This is a genomic window from Paenibacillus sp. J31R109, from assembly GCF_059692055.1.
Genome location: NZ_JCAUAR010000012.1, coordinates 1 through 15,390 on the forward strand (window position 1 = coordinate 1; position 15,390 = coordinate 15,390).

The 15,390-nt window shown below is 47.3% G+C and carries 19 protein-coding genes; 3 read left to right on the forward strand and 16 right to left on the reverse strand.

All coding sequences use genetic code 11. From position 1 onward, the window contains the following. Positions 1-90 precede the first annotated feature (90 nt). Positions 91-558, forward strand: a complete 468-nt coding sequence (locus AC58QT_RS24720; RefSeq protein ID WP_497411322.1) for a hypothetical protein — start codon at positions 91-93, stop codon at positions 556-558. A gap of 18 nt (positions 559-576) precedes the next feature. Here the strand turns inward: AC58QT_RS24720 and AC58QT_RS24725 are convergent, their stop codons facing one another. The 7 genes from AC58QT_RS24725 to AC58QT_RS24755 all read right to left on the reverse strand — a co-directional run bounded on the left by AC58QT_RS24725 (position 577) and on the right by AC58QT_RS24755 (position 6,585). Further along, positions 577-1,665, reverse strand: coding sequence for a nitric oxide synthase oxygenase (locus AC58QT_RS24725; RefSeq protein WP_497411323.1), 1,089 nt, complete (start codon positions 1,663-1,665; stop codon positions 577-579). A gap of 14 nt (positions 1,666-1,679) precedes the next feature. After that, positions 1,680-2,009 (reverse strand): hypothetical protein, encoded by a 330-nt coding sequence (locus AC58QT_RS24730; RefSeq protein WP_497411324.1) that lies wholly within the window; start codon positions 2,007-2,009, stop codon positions 1,680-1,682. Between the two features lie 33 nt (positions 2,010-2,042). Beyond that, positions 2,043-2,741: a pirin family protein gene (locus tag AC58QT_RS24735; RefSeq protein WP_497411325.1), complete on the reverse strand. Its 699-nt coding sequence runs from the start codon at positions 2,739-2,741 to the stop codon at positions 2,043-2,045. Between the two features lie 123 nt (positions 2,742-2,864). After that, complete coding sequence (gene abc-f / locus AC58QT_RS24740) at positions 2,865-4,802, reverse strand: ribosomal protection-like ABC-F family protein (RefSeq protein ID WP_497411326.1); 1,938 nt, start codon at positions 4,800-4,802, stop codon at positions 2,865-2,867. A 107-nt stretch (positions 4,803-4,909) separates the two neighbouring features. Further along, positions 4,910-5,053, reverse strand: coding sequence for a hypothetical protein (locus AC58QT_RS24745; RefSeq protein WP_310500822.1), 144 nt, complete (start codon positions 5,051-5,053; stop codon positions 4,910-4,912). A gap of 115 nt (positions 5,054-5,168) precedes the next feature. Beyond that, positions 5,169-5,930: a TSUP family transporter gene (locus tag AC58QT_RS24750; RefSeq protein ID WP_497411327.1), complete on the reverse strand. Its 762-nt coding sequence runs from the start codon at positions 5,928-5,930 to the stop codon at positions 5,169-5,171. A gap of 109 nt (positions 5,931-6,039) precedes the next feature. Continuing rightward, positions 6,040-6,585 carry a nucleoside/nucleotide kinase family protein gene (locus tag AC58QT_RS24755; protein ID WP_497411328.1) on the reverse strand — a complete coding sequence of 182 codons (546 nt, stop codon included), beginning with the start codon at positions 6,583-6,585 and terminating at the stop codon, positions 6,040-6,042. 206 nt (positions 6,586-6,791) lie between these two features. Here AC58QT_RS24755 and AC58QT_RS24760 point away from each other — a divergent pair, with 206 nt between their 5' ends. Both AC58QT_RS24760 and AC58QT_RS24765 read left to right on the forward strand, forming a co-directional pair. After that, positions 6,792-6,971, forward strand: a complete 180-nt coding sequence (locus tag AC58QT_RS24760) for a matrixin family metalloprotease (RefSeq protein ID WP_497411329.1) — start codon at positions 6,792-6,794, stop codon at positions 6,969-6,971. A 17-nt stretch (positions 6,972-6,988) separates the two neighbouring features. Further along, positions 6,989-7,351: a hypothetical protein gene (locus AC58QT_RS24765; RefSeq protein ID WP_497411330.1), complete on the forward strand. Its 363-nt coding sequence runs from the start codon at positions 6,989-6,991 to the stop codon at positions 7,349-7,351. A 196-nt stretch (positions 7,352-7,547) separates the two neighbouring features. Here AC58QT_RS24765 and AC58QT_RS24770 read toward each other — a convergent pair whose 3' ends face one another. The 9 genes from AC58QT_RS24770 to AC58QT_RS24810 all read right to left on the reverse strand — a co-directional run bounded on the left by AC58QT_RS24770 (position 7,548) and on the right by AC58QT_RS24810 (position 15,390). Then, a complete protein-coding gene (locus tag AC58QT_RS24770) occupies positions 7,548-8,096 on the reverse strand; it encodes an NADPH-dependent FMN reductase (protein ID WP_310500825.1) in 549 nt (182 codons plus the stop codon). Positions 8,097-8,251: 155 nt separating this feature from the next. Beyond that, positions 8,252-9,370 (reverse strand): Ger(x)C family spore germination protein, encoded by a 1,119-nt coding sequence (locus AC58QT_RS24775; protein ID WP_497411331.1) that lies wholly within the window; start codon positions 9,368-9,370, stop codon positions 8,252-8,254. Continuing rightward, positions 9,367-10,437: a GerAB/ArcD/ProY family transporter gene (locus AC58QT_RS24780; protein ID WP_497411332.1), complete on the reverse strand. Its 1,071-nt coding sequence runs from the start codon at positions 10,435-10,437 to the stop codon at positions 9,367-9,369. Before AC58QT_RS24780 ends, AC58QT_RS24775 begins: the two co-directional genes overlap by 4 nt. Further along, entirely contained in the window at positions 10,434-11,861 is a 1,428-nt protein-coding gene (locus tag AC58QT_RS24785; protein ID WP_497411333.1) for a spore germination protein, read from the reverse strand. The genes AC58QT_RS24780 and AC58QT_RS24785 overlap by 4 nt, the downstream gene beginning before the upstream one ends. A 131-nt stretch (positions 11,862-11,992) precedes the next feature. Next, positions 11,993-12,181 (reverse strand): hypothetical protein, encoded by a 189-nt coding sequence (locus tag AC58QT_RS24790; protein ID WP_497411334.1) that lies wholly within the window; start codon positions 12,179-12,181, stop codon positions 11,993-11,995. A 122-nt stretch (positions 12,182-12,303) separates the two neighbouring features. After that, positions 12,304-13,410, reverse strand: coding sequence for a glycoside hydrolase family 88 protein (locus AC58QT_RS24795; RefSeq protein WP_497411475.1), 1,107 nt, complete (start codon positions 13,408-13,410; stop codon positions 12,304-12,306). Between the two features lie 90 nt (positions 13,411-13,500). Then, positions 13,501-14,499 (reverse strand): hydroxyacid dehydrogenase, encoded by a 999-nt coding sequence (locus tag AC58QT_RS24800; RefSeq protein ID WP_497411335.1) that lies wholly within the window; start codon positions 14,497-14,499, stop codon positions 13,501-13,503. A 28-nt stretch (positions 14,500-14,527) separates the two neighbouring features. Continuing rightward, positions 14,528-15,052, reverse strand: coding sequence for a sugar phosphate isomerase/epimerase family protein (locus tag AC58QT_RS24805; protein ID WP_497411336.1), 525 nt, complete (start codon positions 15,050-15,052; stop codon positions 14,528-14,530). Positions 15,053-15,060: 8 nt separating this feature from the next. Continuing rightward, a complete protein-coding gene (locus AC58QT_RS24810) occupies positions 15,061-15,390 on the reverse strand; it encodes a hypothetical protein (RefSeq protein WP_497411337.1) in 330 nt (109 codons plus the stop codon).

Consider the following 15,390-nt stretch of genomic DNA (forward strand, 5'->3'; position numbering starts at 1 on the left):
CAGAATTGAGAGAACTTAGAAGGTCTAGACTTTAAGAACAGCTGCGTGATGCATAAAACCATTTTCATTCTAGGGGGTGGCAATGGAACATTGTCATGGCTGTTTTTTCGACTTACGGGAGCCCTAACGGCGCTTCCGCCCGCTGTAAGTGGATTTTTTCGACTTACGGGTGCACTGCGGGCGCTTTGGCTCGCCGTAAGTCGATTTTTTCGACTTACGGGAGCTCGACAGTCGCTTCCGTGCGCCGTAAGTCGATTTTTTCGACTTACGGGAGCCCTAACGGCGCTTCCGCGCGCTGTAAGTCGATTTTTTCGACTTACGGGTGCCCTACAGGCGCTTCCGCGCGCTGTAAGTCGATTTTTTCGACTTACGGGAGCACTGCGGGCGCTTCCGCGCGCTGTAAGTCGATTATTTCGACTTACGGGTGCCCTACCGGCGCTTCGGCTCGCCGTAAGTCGATTTTCTCGACTTACGGTACCCAGCAGGCGCTGTGCCGCGCAGCTGCGGCCCCAACCCAAAAAACCTACTCACGTATTCACATCAAATGTGAATACGTGAGTAGGCTGATCGCCGCAGCTAGCGCTTCTTGCTGCGGTAAAAGAAATTAGGCAGCTTCACTTCATTGGTGTAATGCTGGTGAAAAATGTGCGTCGTCGCCGGGGACATTGGCGGAATCAGCCAAGTCCAATCACCCGTAACGTCTCGCCCGCTTTTCTCTTCGTTGTCCTCGAAGCGTTTGAACTGCTTCGCCGCTGTGTGGTGATCGACGATGGAGACACCGTGCTGCGCGAACGAATGCAGCACCGCTACATTCAGCTCGACCAGCGCTTTGTCCCGCCACAGCGTCGACTCGCGCCGCGTGTCGAGCCCCATGACCGATGCTACCCGCGGCAGCATGTTGTACCTGGCCTCGTCGGCAAAATTCCGCGCGCCGATCTCGGTTCCCATGTACCACCCATTAAAAGGTGCCGCGGGATACATCACCCCACCCATTTCGAGGTACATGTTCGCCACCATCGGCACCGCATACCATTGCAGATTCAGATCAGCGAAGGTTGGCAGCTCTGGATGGGTGATCGCCACCTCCAAAATCAACGCTTTCGGAATCTCGAACAACCGCGGTGATCGCTCTCCCACTTGAAGCATGAGCGGCAGCACATCAAAATGCGTGCCCGCACCCTGCCAACCGAGTGCTTGGCATGCCTTAGTGAATTCCACTGAGACAGGATCGCCAACGATGCCATCATCTGTCTCATAGCCAGCGTAGCGTATCAGCTGCTCATTCTTGATCTGAACAACAGGCTTCCCTTCACGCGAAGGCGGGAATATCGTAATGACGGGGCGGATCTTTCCGCCATTCGTCGCTTCCTCAATATGCCTGAACAGCGCATCCGCCGCTGCTTCTTCCGTCTCGATATGACGAGCGTCATATACACGAAGCGACTCCCAAAACAAACGCCCGATGCAGCGGTTGCTATTGCGCCAAGCCATTTTCGCGCCATGCGTCAACTCTTCCATCGTATGCTCATACGTCCCGTTATACTGAATCGCTTGCGCAATCTCGGCAATACGCTTCTCGATTTCCGCCTCACTTTTGCCCATTTCCGTATAGCATTCGTGTATAAAGGGGATCGCTTTCTCTAGCTGCTGGTCCTGAACTTTCATCGGTATAACTCCAATCACTTCACACTAAATTGGTCAGGAATATAGCTGATATGGGAAGTTGCGATGATCGTTAACTCGCCTTTATCCTCCGTAAATTGAACACCATCTTCACTCACATAGAACCATAATTTCCGTGTAGGCTCATTCTCAAACTCTTGAAATACAAATACATTAAGCTCCTCTTTCCATTTCAAAAGCTCCGCAATCCGCTCCGGCTGATCAATCTGAACACGGAATAACCACTGTTCGCCTTGCTGCTCCCACGTATAGGGCACAGGCTGCTTACCTGTATCAATAAAAGCACGACCGCCAACCGCATGCTTCACTAGAAAAGTTTCCTTCATCGCTGCAACCTCCTCTATCTCTCCATTATCGCCTTATGGCAGATCAATAAGCATGAAATGTGTATCTTCGAGCGCACGAATGGTTAACGTTGACTCCCCCTGGATACGCGCACTGTCCTTTGCTTCGAGTAGCGATTCATTAGCCGAACATTTCCCACTCACCAGCATGAGGAAAATACGACGCCCCTCGCCCTGCTCGAACACTAGTTCTTTTCCTGCATCCAGTTTGCTCAAATAGATGCTCATATCCTGATGGATTTTCGCGATGTGAGGTCCGCCTTCAGGTGTTACAACCGGTAACAGATGATTAACCATCGCCTCTGGCTCATACGTCACATTTTCAAAAGAGGGCTCCATCCCACGTTTCGCAGGCATAAACCATAGCTGAAACAGACTCATCGGTTCCGTTTCCGATGCATTATACTCGGCATGAATGACGCCGCTGCCTGCGGACATTCGCTGTACACCATTAGAAGCCGTAATGGCTACATGGCCAAGGCTGTCTTCATGCTTAATTGCTCCGCTGAGTACGATACTGACGATCTCCATATCGCTATGGGGATGCGGGCCAAAGCCCCGTCCTGCTGCGATATCATCGTCATTGCACACTCGCATGACACCAAAGCTTACATTTTCTTCATCAAAATAGTCGCCGAAAGAGAAGCTTTTGTGGCTCTTGAGCCACCCCAAATCAGTTGAATTACGTGTATTGGCCGGGAAAACTTGAATCACAGCAATCGCCTCCTTCTAAAGTACTTCTAGCTTATCATACTGGGGGGACGGACTCCATGTCAGATCGGTGGCGGAACGAAGCCAGTTTTGTGACAATGACAAGGTAGGTTGCATACGTCAGTTCTACTCCTCCAACATCCACTGCTCATACAGACCATCCAACTGCGCCTGTACGACTTCCCGCTTCTCCCAAAGCTCAGCGAGCTCCACAGGTTCCAGTGCTTCGCCTGCCTGCTGCAGCCGCTCATCCAACGCGGCCAACTCAGCTTCTACGCCAGCGATCCGCTTCTCTAAAGCGGCCTTCCCAGCCGCTGCTGGTTTCCCCTGCTTAGGCCCGGAAACTTCGGGCTGACTCACTTTTTCTTTCGCTTTCTCCTTCACCTTATCAGCGCCCCGACGCTCTTCAGCCCTCAATTCTTCCCGCGCGCGAAGCTCGCCGCTCTTCGCTTTATAAGCGTCAAAATCACCCAAATACACGGTGATCTTCCCCCGATCCAACTCCCATATTTTACGCGCTAGCCGATTCATAAAATACCGATCATGCGTCACCGCCAGCACCGTGCCTGGGAATTCCTCCAACGCATCCTCCAGCGCTTCGCGCGATGCGATGTCCATGTGATTCGTCGGCTCATCCAGAATGAGCAGATTCGGTTTGCGCAACACAAGCAAAGCCAAGCGCAATCGCGTCCATTCGCCGCCGGATAAGGAGCTTACCGCTTTGAACACATCTGCGCCATAAAACAAATAAGCTGCTAGCCGCCCCCGCGCTTCCCCTTCTTCCAGCTTCGCTTCCTCGCAGAAATACGCCAGCACGGATTTCTTATCATCCGCTGGGTATGCTTGCTGCGCCAGATAGCCGATGTCGACACGAGCACCCAGCTCCAGTTCCCCGCCATCGGGCAGCTCTTCACCAAGCAGCATTTTCAGCAGCGTTGTTTTCCCAGAGCCGTTATGCCCGACGAGCATCACCTTCTCGCCATATTCAAGTGCGCCGCTCGCCAGCCCCAGCACCGTCTTCTCGCCATATCGCTTCGTGACATTCTCGAAGCGCAGCACCCTCCGGCCGGAACGGTCCTCCGGCTTCAGATCAAAATCAGCCGCCTTCGGATCCAACACAGGCCGCTTGAGCTTTTCCATCCGATCCAGCGCCTTCTGCATGGAGAATGCCCGGCGGAAAAACTTCTCATTCCCGCCAATACGCCCCCATTCGATCAACTGTTTGATCGTCTCTTTCATCTTTTTAATAACCTTCTGTTGCTCTTGGTATTCCGCGAACTGCTGAAGTAGTCGTACTTCCTTCTCCTTCACATAACCTGAGTAGGAGCTGTGATACGTTGTCGACTCGCCATCTTCCAGTTCAACAATTTTCGAAACAACGAGGTCCAGAAAATAGCGGTCATGAGAGACAATGATACAAGCGCCATCATAATGTTTGAGGTAATCCTCGAGCCACTCCACGCCCGACAAATCCAAATGATTCGTCGGTTCATCCAGCAGCAACAGGTCTGGTTTACCAATTAACTGAGAGGCCAAAGTAATCTTCGTCTTCTCCCCCCCAGACAACGAGGCGAAACTTCGCTCATAAAACCCTTTTGCAATCCGCAGCCCATTCGCTACCTGATCGATGCGTGCATCAAGCTCGTAACCGCCTTCGCGTTCAAATCTTTCCTGTAGATCAGCATATCGCGCAAGCAGCTGCTCCATCCTTTTCTCGTCGTTCATCACCGCTGGACTCGACATTTCACGCTCGAGCTCACGCATCGTTGCGCGGCAAGCCAGCAGCTCCTGAAAGCTCGAAGCGAGCACATCATACACCGTGTAGCTTTCCCAAGCTGTTGGAATTTGCGCCAAATAGCCGATCCCCGTATCTTTTCGCACCGTCAACTGCCCTTCATCAGGCTTTTCTATCTTAGAAATAAGGCGCAGCAGCGTCGATTTCCCACTGCCATTACGACCCACAAGTCCGACACGTTCCCCTTGATGGATTTCAAATGTAACATCTTCGAGTACTAACTGGGCACCGTGGTATTTTTTTATATTTTGGCCATTAACAATTAACATAATAAAGGATCCTCCTTGGTATGAAGACAGACCCTGACCTGCACGCAGCTAACACAAAAAGGCCGCAGGAAAATTCCTACGACCTTTCGGATCATTTCCGTAGAGGGTTAAGGTAGGTGTCTTTTCGTGAGTTGGTAAACCGTATGCGCATAAGTGGACAGACCTCTCGCGTCTTTGACTTCTGCATGAACGATGCCAGCCATCGCAATGGGTAACTGGCTCACACGGTTGTTTACGAACTCTCGATTCATCCTACCTTCACCTCCTTCATATACACTCTGCTAAAATAGTACCATAACCATCGGTCAATTCGCAATGGATCCCGCAAAATCTGGGCTGGGCACATAAGGGGCCTAATGCTCCCTATTACATCAAGCTCCAAATCTGCTTTCCAACCAACAGTACACATACCGCGATAAAAAGCGGCCGCACATACGCCGATCCTTTCCGGATCGCCATGCGTGAGCCCAGAAGTGCGCCGCACACCATGGCCAATCCCATCGGAATTCCGATCCAATAATTAATGGAGCCCAGCGCCATGAACGTAATTAAGCTTGCGATGTTGCTGCCGAAATTGAGAATTTTGGCGTTGCCTGCTGCCTTGACGAAGTCGAAACCGACCATCAGAAATACAAAAATAAGGAATGACCCCGTTCCTGGCCCAAAGAACCCGTCATAGAATCCTAAGACGAACGCCGCGCAGCCCATGAGGAAAGCCGTCCTCGCCGAGTACTGACTGAAGGTCGAGATGTCTCCCCAATTTTTGCGGAATATCGTATAAATCGTAATCAGAATCAGCATCACCACGACTAGCGGTTTTAGAAAATCGGAAGGAATTTGCCGCAGCACGAATACGCCGCACACCGCTCCAGCCAAGGATAGCACGAACAATCCCCGTACCGCTTTGAGATCAACATTCCCTGTCCGCATAAATGAAATCGTGCTTGTCAGCGACGACATCGTCCCCGCTAATTTATTCGTACCTAGCGCCAGCGCTGGTGGCATTCCTGTTGCCAGTAGGACTGGCACCGAAATAAGCCCGCCTCCCCCAACAACCGAATCTACATAGGCTGCCAAGAACCCGCCGACGATAACGAAAATCAACATTTCCCAACTCAAATGCAACATGATGTGAATGAACTCCTCTTGTGTTTGAATAAGTATGGTTTGTCCAACACCTATTCTCGCATGATGAACCCATTCAGGCAAGAATTTACCTGTGGTAAAAAATAAAAAATTAACTCGAACGCTTCCGTAATTCATCTATAATCCGATCGACGATTAACACTGTAGGCCATTCACCTTGCAGGACAACATCCGAATTGGCCTTTACCGTCTTTTCCATTTCTAGATAAGCAGCTCTTCCCCTGATCAAATAGTTATGTAAGTCACTTTGTAATTCACTCATCCTATGTTCCTGCTCGTTGCGTAGAATGCGTCTAGCCATGGCAATATCCAATGGGGTATCTATATAAAATGTCACATCAATAAAGTCTTTCACGGCATCATTCAAGTAAGCAAACGGATAATCAAGGACAATATAGTCTAGTGATTCGTCTTTTAGTAGAAGTTGAATATCTGTAATGAGAGGAGAAAGCATCCAAGTATTGTAGTCAGCCCCTGCCTCAAGCCACTCGCAAATATCTGGGCAATTCTCGAACTCATAATCATCAAAATAGAGAGCTTGAGCATGATCTAATTGATGGATCAAGTGTTTGATGGTCGTTGTCTTACCTCCACCCGAAACGCCAGAAAAGGATAGTACACGAGGCCTCTTATTCAAGTAAATCACACTCCATTAGGAAAAATTATCCTTTAGCATACCATATTACTCTTTAATACTCCCCCAGCCTATTACGATGCTTTTGGTCTGTTAGAATCTGTGGAAAATAGGACATTGTTTTTGTCAGCTCAACAGCAATTTCGTGAATGAGATAATGTTCTTGTTATTCAGTTTTATACTTTTTAATCGTAGGAATCTCGCCACACATGGATGGACGCTTGAGAGAATGGAATAAGTCAACCCTTAGTCATGAATTAGGTCACTCTCTTGGACTTGATGACATTGATAATACTGCTACAATAATGCATAATACTGGGAATCCTACACGAACAGTCACAACACCTCAATCAGATGACGTGACAGGAATAAGCTTATTATATAATTAAAAAGGGAGTGAATTTATATGTCATTATCTATAAAGAAAAATAAGATTATTTTTGGCATTTTCATTGCATTATGCCTATCTGCACTACTAATCTATTTATTAAACATTCCTCTTTTAACATTTAACAGCCATGGCGAGTTATCAGAGTCATTTTCAACAGTAGACGAACTCAAACAGAAAGCTGAGGTAATTGTTGAAGTCGATATTTCTAACGCACGTGCACAAAAATATAATGATGTTGTATTTACGCTTATGTTGTACTTGGGATGGTATCAAGGTAAGTTCAAACTAGATAAGTCAAGAGCAATCATTGGTAAAAATAAAGAACTGCCTACTGACTTAGAAGCTGTTACAAATAAACAAAGTCTAAATCTAGAATAAGAATTGAGTATTGATCAGTGAAGAATTCATATACATACGGTTTTTCATAGAATAAAAAATGATATAAAACTTTAAGGAACGGTTGGCTTCAACTGAGTATGCAAGGAAAGAAGTAACATCTCACGCCATAACCTACGCTGGTATCAATAAAAATAACCCCACAGCTCATCCCTGTGGGGTATTTCTATTCCAATATTTATCTCAATGTTTTCAACGCGCCGCTCCAAGCATTCACTTGGTCTAGCATTGCATTTACGTTTGCTTTGTGAAGATCAGCTGGTTTGAAAACGGAGTAGTTTTCGAAATCTGTAAATAAGGAGAAAGTCGGGTGTACGCGAACGTCAGCAACCAATAACTCACCAAGAATACCGCGTAGATGTTCAGCAGCACGAGCACCGCCAGTTGAACCATAGCTCACGATACCAGCAGCTTTGTTATTCCAAGCCTCACGTGCGGAATCCAGTGCATTTTTCAAAGCTCCTGTAATGCTGTGGTTGTATTCTTGCACGATAAATACGAATCCGTCTAAGCTATCAAGCTTCGCATTCCATGTTGCAAGACCTGGTTCTTCCCCAGTACCTTCACCCAAGAAAGGAAGTTTATACTCGGCAATATCTACGATTTCGTAAGCAGCATCTCCGCGCTCGTCAGCAACTTGCTTAATGTATTCGCCTACTTGTGGGCTAACACGTCCTTGACGGGTGCTACCTAGAATAATACCTATTTTTAATTGTTCGTTCGACATCTTTGTTACCTCCTAAAATAAAGTGAATTACTTACTTAACGTAACTTCATCAGTATAACGATTATTAGGGCTCACTGGAAGTAGGCACTTTAAAGATACCCGGTATACTTTTAGATACCTACTTCGTGTATTCGAATGAACTTTCTGCTAGCGGGCTAATTGATAATTCCATGTCCGATAATCTCCACTTTCATAACAACTTTGAAATTGGCTTTCGCGTAGTCTGTCTCCCAGTCCATCCTTTTCCACTCATTCGGATAAAAAGCCATCACATCCCGAGCGATGCCGAGTGCGTCCGAATTTGCCTGCTGAAGCAATTTGCAGATTTCATTGCCTTCTTCTGAAATTACCTCTGAGAATCGCTTGCTTAACTGTTCCATCTTTTGCTTGTCTCCGAGGTTTCCCTTCGCATATTCAATGACTCTCCCCTTCATCTTCAGGTTAATCTGAATCTGCACATGCCCCTCGGCGTCAATCCAAACCTCTTTTTTTCGCTTTAAATTCGAAATGTTAAGGGCTAAATAATCTAAAGGGTCATTTTTTTCATTGGAAGTTTTCTCCTTGATACTTCTTGTAATCACGCAAATGTCACCTTTTTCACCATTCATTAATAGATACAACATAGATTGCTCGGGTGTTAACGAATTGCCTGTAAATTTGCGAGCATGCATAAGAGCCAGACCATCGACTACAGCTTTATCGGACTCCTTCCTCAGAATGGGAATGGCGGGATCGCGCCCCGCATCGTGCAGCATAGGGTAGAGTGAATGCAGCGTCATGGATGGAACAATGGTTTCATAGTGTGCGCTTCTGAGAATTTTCCGCAAATATTCCCCTGCAGTTGCAGACCCAATACGATCAAGGCGAATCAAATCTGCAGCTTTCCCACGAACAATAGCCACTTTAGCAAGCATAGGCACATTGGAACTCCGAAAGGATGCATCCAGAATTTCAGCTAAATCTTTTTTGGCCAGCTTCTCGCCGATCAGTGATACTTGATTTTTGGAGGTACCTATTGGGCCTGCAATTTGTAACCCTATTTGTTTAAATAATGCATCTTGCAGCGTAGGTCCCGCTGCCGTTAGCACCTCATGGACGGGCGCCGTTCGTTCCTTCCCACCAGGCGATTGCACAGTTACCGTAGCAACAATCTCTTGTTGATCGTTACTATCAATCGCGGCAGCATAGATGAGTTGCAGGTTTTTGAGTTCATTTCGATAGTTGCATCCTGAGAGTAATAGGAGGCTAAGGCATCCGATCATAAGCTTTTTCATAGCGGAAGCTGCCCCCGTTTCCCTCTCAACCAAGCAAACAGTAAGAGCACAATCGGAAGACTGAGGACGATAAAACTATCAAATTGAGTAATATGCTCAAAGATTTGGACGCGATTCTCCGATCGCCAGAATATCCCCGTTAAACAGACCAGTGGGACAAGATAATATATCGCTTTCTTGTGCTCATTGCGATGAAATAATAATCCTAATCCTTTCCCTGCGCTGTAGAGGTAACTGATCTGTGTTGACGTTACTTTTACCAGCCAGATCGAAAGAAAAATCAGATCCAACCGTTCTAGAAACGGCAGGGAAATCCCATTCAAATAGTACGGCACAGGCTGCGGAATGAAATCAAGAGAATCCGGACTAAAATTAAGATAACAGATGAAAACGATGAGTAAAAAGAAGGCGGTTGCCAATCCATTTGCCCACAAAATGGGAGGGATTATACTTTTTCCTTGGGTTTGAATATCAGAATTCAGCACCAAAACCACTTCGAAACCCAAAAAGGAAAGCACAGAACTTTTTACCCCCAATAATATAGCTTGGAATCCTTCTTGCCCCACAGGCAATAGATAGCGGAAATCCATCGTGCTAAAGTTCGTCAACATGATTGCGACCATGATAATAATTAATAAGGTTATTAACGCATGGTAACGGGCAATTACCCGAATATTCTCCTTGGCCATGTATAAACAAACGATACAATTCGCAACGATGATGAGTCCGGGGTTGGTGTGAGGTAATATCCATAGCTCTACAAACATCATTTCCATCAATAAGATCAGACTGCTCGTAATGGCAAAATGTAATATATAAACCACGTTGACCAGATTCCCTAGCCATTTGCCCACAATGAGAGGTGCGAATTGATACAGGTGTTGTCGTGGAAACCTTTGGCAGAGCAAGGCGTAACCCACGAGAAGAAGCTGCACAGCAGCTCCAGCCACAAGAACCGAAATCCAGCCATCTGCCCCGGCAGCTTTATGTAAATCATAAGGGAAGGAAAGCACTGCTATTCCGATCTGCGTTTGCAAAATGAAGGCAAATAATTGAACCCGTGTCATGATGCCCTCCTATCAGACGCTTTCCCACCGAAGATTCGTTTGGGCAGTTGAACGAGCGTAGTCAGAATTCGTCTTGGATTGAATGGCGTAAACGGAAAGAAATAGGGCACGCCAAACGTCTCGAGTTTACTTAGGTGCATGAACAAGAGACTGAAGCTAAAAGCTATACCTGCAAAACCAAGGAGTGAGGACGCAATCATAATTGGAAATGAGATGAGCCGTAAGGCAAGGCGCATTTCATGTGAAGGCACGCTGAATGAAGCTACGGCTGTCAGTGAAATGACGACAATCATCGTAGTTGACACCAAATTGGCATTCACAACTTCACTTCCAATCACGAGACCCCCTACGATGGACAGCGTAGAGGCAATGGATTTGGGTAAGCGAATCGCGGCTTCCCTAAGCAGCTCAAGTACAGTAATCATGAACATCGCTTCCATGAGTGGATTAAAAGGGATATTTTCTAATGAAGCCTTCAATGAGAACACCAAATCTATGGGCAATATATCAAAATGATTGGAGACAATGGATATATAGACAGAAGGAAGTGCAACGCCAATCATGACGCTGATAAACCGAAGAAACCGAAAAAAAGTGCCATTCCACCATCTGACATTAAAGTCGTCTGCCGCTTGAAAGAACATAAAGAATGTGACTGGCAGAATCGTTGCGAATGCACTTCCGTCCACGAGTAGTGCAATACGTCCCTCCATTAAATGTGAAACCGTCGTGTCGGGTCTTTCGGTGAAAAGCAATTGTGGAAATGGCGATAAATGACTGCTCTCCAAACGATCTGTGATTTGACCCGGGGATTTGATATAGGTAGCTTGATTGGTGAGTAAATTAGCGATAATATCGTCAACAACGTTCATATCCGCGATATCGCACATGTACAGCAGCATGACATCCGTCGGGCTTTCAGAACCAAGAGTAAAATGTCGTTCAACCAAGTTGGCATTCTTCAACCGTTGGTGGATTAATTGCGCATTCATAGAAATATCATCTACGAACCCGATATGCGAGCCGCGGATCGTTTGTTCATTTTGCGTTTCTCCCACACTTTGTATGGCTCTTGTACTCGCATCGACCAATATGATATCCATTCTCTGCTCCAGCAGAATGACGCATTTACCCTGAAGCATCCCTGCGGCTGCTGACTGCAGATCAGTAACAAGCTCAATATCTAGAATAGGAAGTATATCTTCAAGACGTCCTTCACTCGATTGCAGCAAGGGTTTGAGAATGTCCGATTGCAGTTTATCTGTATCTGTAATTGTAGTTAGATAAAGGAGGCTACCCTTGCGGCCATGCAAGGTAAACCCTCTGGATCGCACATCATCAGAAGAATGAAAGCACTGGAAAAGATGACGAATATTCGTCTCAAGCTCTTCCGAGATTTGAGATGACTCCTGCTCGATTTCCATACGCTTTCCCTCCCGTTCTGCTATATTTCCGTTAGTATTTACCCATTTCATGGGATTATCCAGATACAACCATGCGAAAAAACCGCCCAGGCGCTATGCCCAGACGGTTTCCTTAGGTTTCCTTCCTACATCTATTGAATACTAATCGCATCGCCAGTTGGCTCCAGAGGAAGTTGCAGAACTGTGTTATCCCGAACCATGCCCGTGCTAACCGGATTCATACCGAAAAGGATGACATCGCGCATGTTCCTTTCTTTTTTGTGTTGCTGTCGACGGATTCGCCAAAGAATTCTAACAACCCGATACGTTAACTTCTTCATTTCACCCCCTCTCATGACTTGATGAAATACACTACTACTCTCTTTTCGCCATAGCTGCGCCTGAGTTAGTACGGTTTAATCGACTAACTCCTCTCAGTTCGCCATTGCTGCGACATGCTCCCCTAGAATATATCTCGGCGCCAGCCATTCAACTTGGCAACGGCCTCGACGTAGAAATAATCTCCGTATATCAACGAAACATCGATATTCTGTCCCGCAGGCTTATATCCTGTGCCATGTAATAGGATGGCTTCATGCCCTTCGCCCGCCATGTAACTCTCCGTTAGCGAGCGAATCATTCGCTCCGCTTTCCCCTGATACAATCTAGCTTCATGTGCCGAGACATGGCGCGCGATTTCGAGCAGGCCTGATGCCGCGATGGCTCCCGCGGAGCTGTCTTTGGGCTCTCCTTCGGCGGAATCCGTTCGGAAATCCCACAATGGCACATGATCGTCAGGCAGCGAAGCGATGAAATAATTGGCCGCTCGCTTAGCCCCATCAAGATAGCGCTGGTCGCCTGTATTTCTGTATGCATTGGCCAACCCATAAATAGCCCAAGATGCTCCCCGGCTCCACGCCGAGTCGGGTCCAAATCCTTGCCCGCCAAGCGCTTCAATGAACTCGCCTGTCTCAGGATCGAAACTGACGATGTGGTTCACGGAGCCGTCATCCCGAAGGAAATGCTTCAATACCGTATCCGCATGGCGAATAGCGATATGTTTATACCGCGGGTCACCCGATTCACGGCTAGCCCAAAACAATAACGAAAGGTTCATCATGCAATCTATGATGGCCCAGCCAATCTTATCGAAATTCCAAGCACGGATGAATTGCCCCTCTGTATTAAACCGGCCCGCTAAGAAATTAGCGGCTTGCATGCCTCGGCGATATCCGTCAGCATCGCCAGTTAGTTCGTATTTCACGACAGCTGTCGGTAGAAATTGAAAGCCAACATCATGGTGGAGCTCTTGGGATGGTTTAATTAACCACCGCTCAATTCGTTCATCCCAAGGCCAGGCCACCTGCTTGTAATGCTCCTTCCCCGTCAGTTCATGCATGATCCACAGAATGCCTGGCCAAAACCCGGACGTCCACCAATCCGTCTGTGTGTTATCATACACACCGTCTGCTTTAGCCACATGGGGGCATTTCTCCCCCAATTGCTCAATCATGCTATCGACTTTCGTCTCTAAGCGTAATTTCAACTGCTCCCAATAGACTAGTTCCATCTGTTTTGTCACTTGTTGTTCTACTTGTTGTTCTACTTGTTGTTCTACTTGTTGCGCCTCTTGTTGTGTCACTTGTCCTTCCCCCTCCTGCTAACTCGGTAACGTTTGTCTCTGAAATTTAACCTGGTTAATTTCCCCCTGCAGTTCTTCTCCAGCGATCCAGCGCGCCAAATCTTCTACAACTAAGAGTCCCAGCTTACTCTTCCAATAGTGATTAAACCCGCCAATATGCGGGAAACAATACGCATTGGAAAGTTGAAGCAGCGGATGCTCCATAGGCAATGGCTCCACATCAAATACATCTAAAGCAGCTGATATGCGTCCGGAAGTCAGCTCATTCAGCAGTGCCGCTTCCTCAATAATCGGACCCCGGGCCGTATTCACAAGCAAGGCGCCATCGGGCAGCAGGCTCAATTCATGGGCTCCCAGCATCCCTCTCGTTTTCTCCGTTAAAGTATTATGTAAGGAGAGCACGGAGCTGCGCGATAGCACTTCTTCGAGTGAGCAAAGTTTGACACCAAGCTCCTGCGCTTCTTCCTCCGAGCAGTTTCCCGAATACAGCAGAATCTCTGCCTCATAAGGCTGGAGGAGACGGATAACTTCTCGCGAGATTTCTCCGTATCCGATAAGCCCGATCGTTTGACGATACAGCCCCTTCACGAACTCGCGATTGTTCTGCGTCCATCCCCCCTGCTTCAATCGCAGACTATACCCGGATAAATCCCAGCTGCCATGCAGCATTAGCGCAACTGCCAGTTCAGCAGTCGAACGGGCCAAACACGTATTCGCATTGACTACCGTTATACCCAACTCATACACTTGGGGATCAACCATCGGCACAAGGGTACCTGCCGCATGCCCGATAAATTTTAACCTCCGTGCCTTCTCCAAAACACCAGCATCCAACTTTGCTGACCCCCAAGAAGTGATACAAATATCATAATCACCAATACGCTCTGCCAGTTGACTGGAATCCAAATGTTCATCGGTCCAATCTACTTCGCACAGGGCATTCAACTGCTGAATGGTGTCTTGTTGGAAAATCAATTTACGTAAATGTGGATCACTCACCGTTACTAATGCTCTCATATGGATCTACACCTCGATTATCGATTCATCAGACCTGATTAATGTTGTTTACCAGATTAGCCATATAACGTACGTACGTAGGCAGCACAACATCCGGCTCACTCCCAGCAATCCTTAATTCCTGTCGCCATTTCGTTTCCCATTCCAAGGAAAAATAACCATCATAACCACTCGCAAAGAGTAATTCAACAATACGCTGATTTGGGCTGCAGCCCTCACCTAACAGCGTATAAGCCCAATCGTGATGTATCGGATCTGCCCATGGCTTGCCATCCTTCATATGCACATGCACACAATCCTTACCCAACGATCTAAGCGTTTCTTCCGGTTGCTCGCCATCCTCAAGCGGATGCAGCACATCCCAAATGACAGCGCAATTCGTCCGATTTACATCATCTAGTAACCCACGTAATACTTTACCTGTCGCATATTCATTATGTGACTCAATCCAAACACTTACCGAAGCTTCGCTTGCCAAATCGCACATATAGCGAATCGTTTTCACGATCCTTTCGTGATTCAACGCCACCATCGGATCATCGAATCTACGCATGAAATTGCCTAAGAAAATACGAATAGCCTTTGACCGAAAGTCCTGAGCGAACGCCAGCAACTGGGGAATAACGTCTCAACCTGCTGACGCTCGGCATCTCCCAAGCCTTTCACACAAAGACCCGATCCAATATCGGTTACTTGGACTCCCGCAGAAGCTAATGCCTCTCCAGCTTGCCTGCGAATAGCCCGATCTGTCTCTAATTTCCCCCAAGCATGGATTCCTTCGCGTAGCTCGATGCCTGAATAGCCATAATCAGCGCATGCACCGATGAGCTGCGCTACGCTCCATTCTTCACAAGGAAGAGTACTAAAAGCTAGCTTCATCCCGTTCACCAT

Excerpts from the sequence above, each read along its gene's own strand:
- AC58QT_RS24790 (WP_497411334.1), bottom strand. The coding sequence starts at position 12,181 with ATGAAGAAGTTAACGTATCGGGTTGTTAGAATTCTTTGGCGAATCCGT.
- AC58QT_RS24745 (WP_310500822.1), bottom strand. The coding sequence starts at position 5,053 with ATGAATCGAGAGTTCGTAAACAACCGTGTGAGCCAGTTACCCATTGCG.
- AC58QT_RS24810 (WP_497411337.1), bottom strand. The coding sequence starts at position 15,390 with ATGGTGAACGGGATGAAGCTAGCTTTTAGTACTCTTCCTTGTGAAGAA.
- AC58QT_RS24770 (WP_310500825.1), bottom strand. The coding sequence starts at position 8,096 with ATGTCGAACGAACAATTAAAAATAGGTATTATTCTAGGTAGCACCCGT.
- AC58QT_RS24760 (WP_497411329.1), top strand. The coding sequence starts at position 6,792 with ATGGATGGACGCTTGAGAGAATGGAATAAGTCAACCCTTAGTCATGAA.
- AC58QT_RS24765 (WP_497411330.1), top strand. The coding sequence starts at position 6,989 with ATGTCATTATCTATAAAGAAAAATAAGATTATTTTTGGCATTTTCATT.
- abc-f (WP_497411326.1), bottom strand. The coding sequence starts at position 4,802 with ATGTTAATTGTTAATGGCCAAAATATAAAAAAATACCACGGTGCCCAG.
- AC58QT_RS24800 (WP_497411335.1), bottom strand. The coding sequence starts at position 14,499 with ATGAGAGCATTAGTAACGGTGAGTGATCCACATTTACGTAAATTGATT.
- AC58QT_RS24730 (WP_497411324.1), bottom strand. The coding sequence starts at position 2,009 with ATGAAGGAAACTTTTCTAGTGAAGCATGCGGTTGGCGGTCGTGCTTTT.
- AC58QT_RS24805 (WP_497411336.1), bottom strand. The coding sequence starts at position 15,052 with ATGCGTAGATTCGATGATCCGATGGTGGCGTTGAATCACGAAAGGATC.
- AC58QT_RS24795 (WP_497411475.1), bottom strand. The coding sequence starts at position 13,410 with ATGGAACTAGTCTATTGGGAGCAGTTGAAATTACGCTTAGAGACGAAA.
- AC58QT_RS24725 (WP_497411323.1), bottom strand. The coding sequence starts at position 1,665 with ATGAAAGTTCAGGACCAGCAGCTAGAGAAAGCGATCCCCTTTATACAC.
- AC58QT_RS24780 (WP_497411332.1), bottom strand. The coding sequence starts at position 10,437 with ATGACACGGGTTCAATTATTTGCCTTCATTTTGCAAACGCAGATCGGA.
- AC58QT_RS24785 (WP_497411333.1), bottom strand. The coding sequence starts at position 11,861 with ATGGAAATCGAGCAGGAGTCATCTCAAATCTCGGAAGAGCTTGAGACG.
- AC58QT_RS24775 (WP_497411331.1), bottom strand. The coding sequence starts at position 9,370 with ATGAAAAAGCTTATGATCGGATGCCTTAGCCTCCTATTACTCTCAGGA.
- AC58QT_RS24750 (WP_497411327.1), bottom strand. The coding sequence starts at position 5,930 with ATGTTGCATTTGAGTTGGGAAATGTTGATTTTCGTTATCGTCGGCGGG.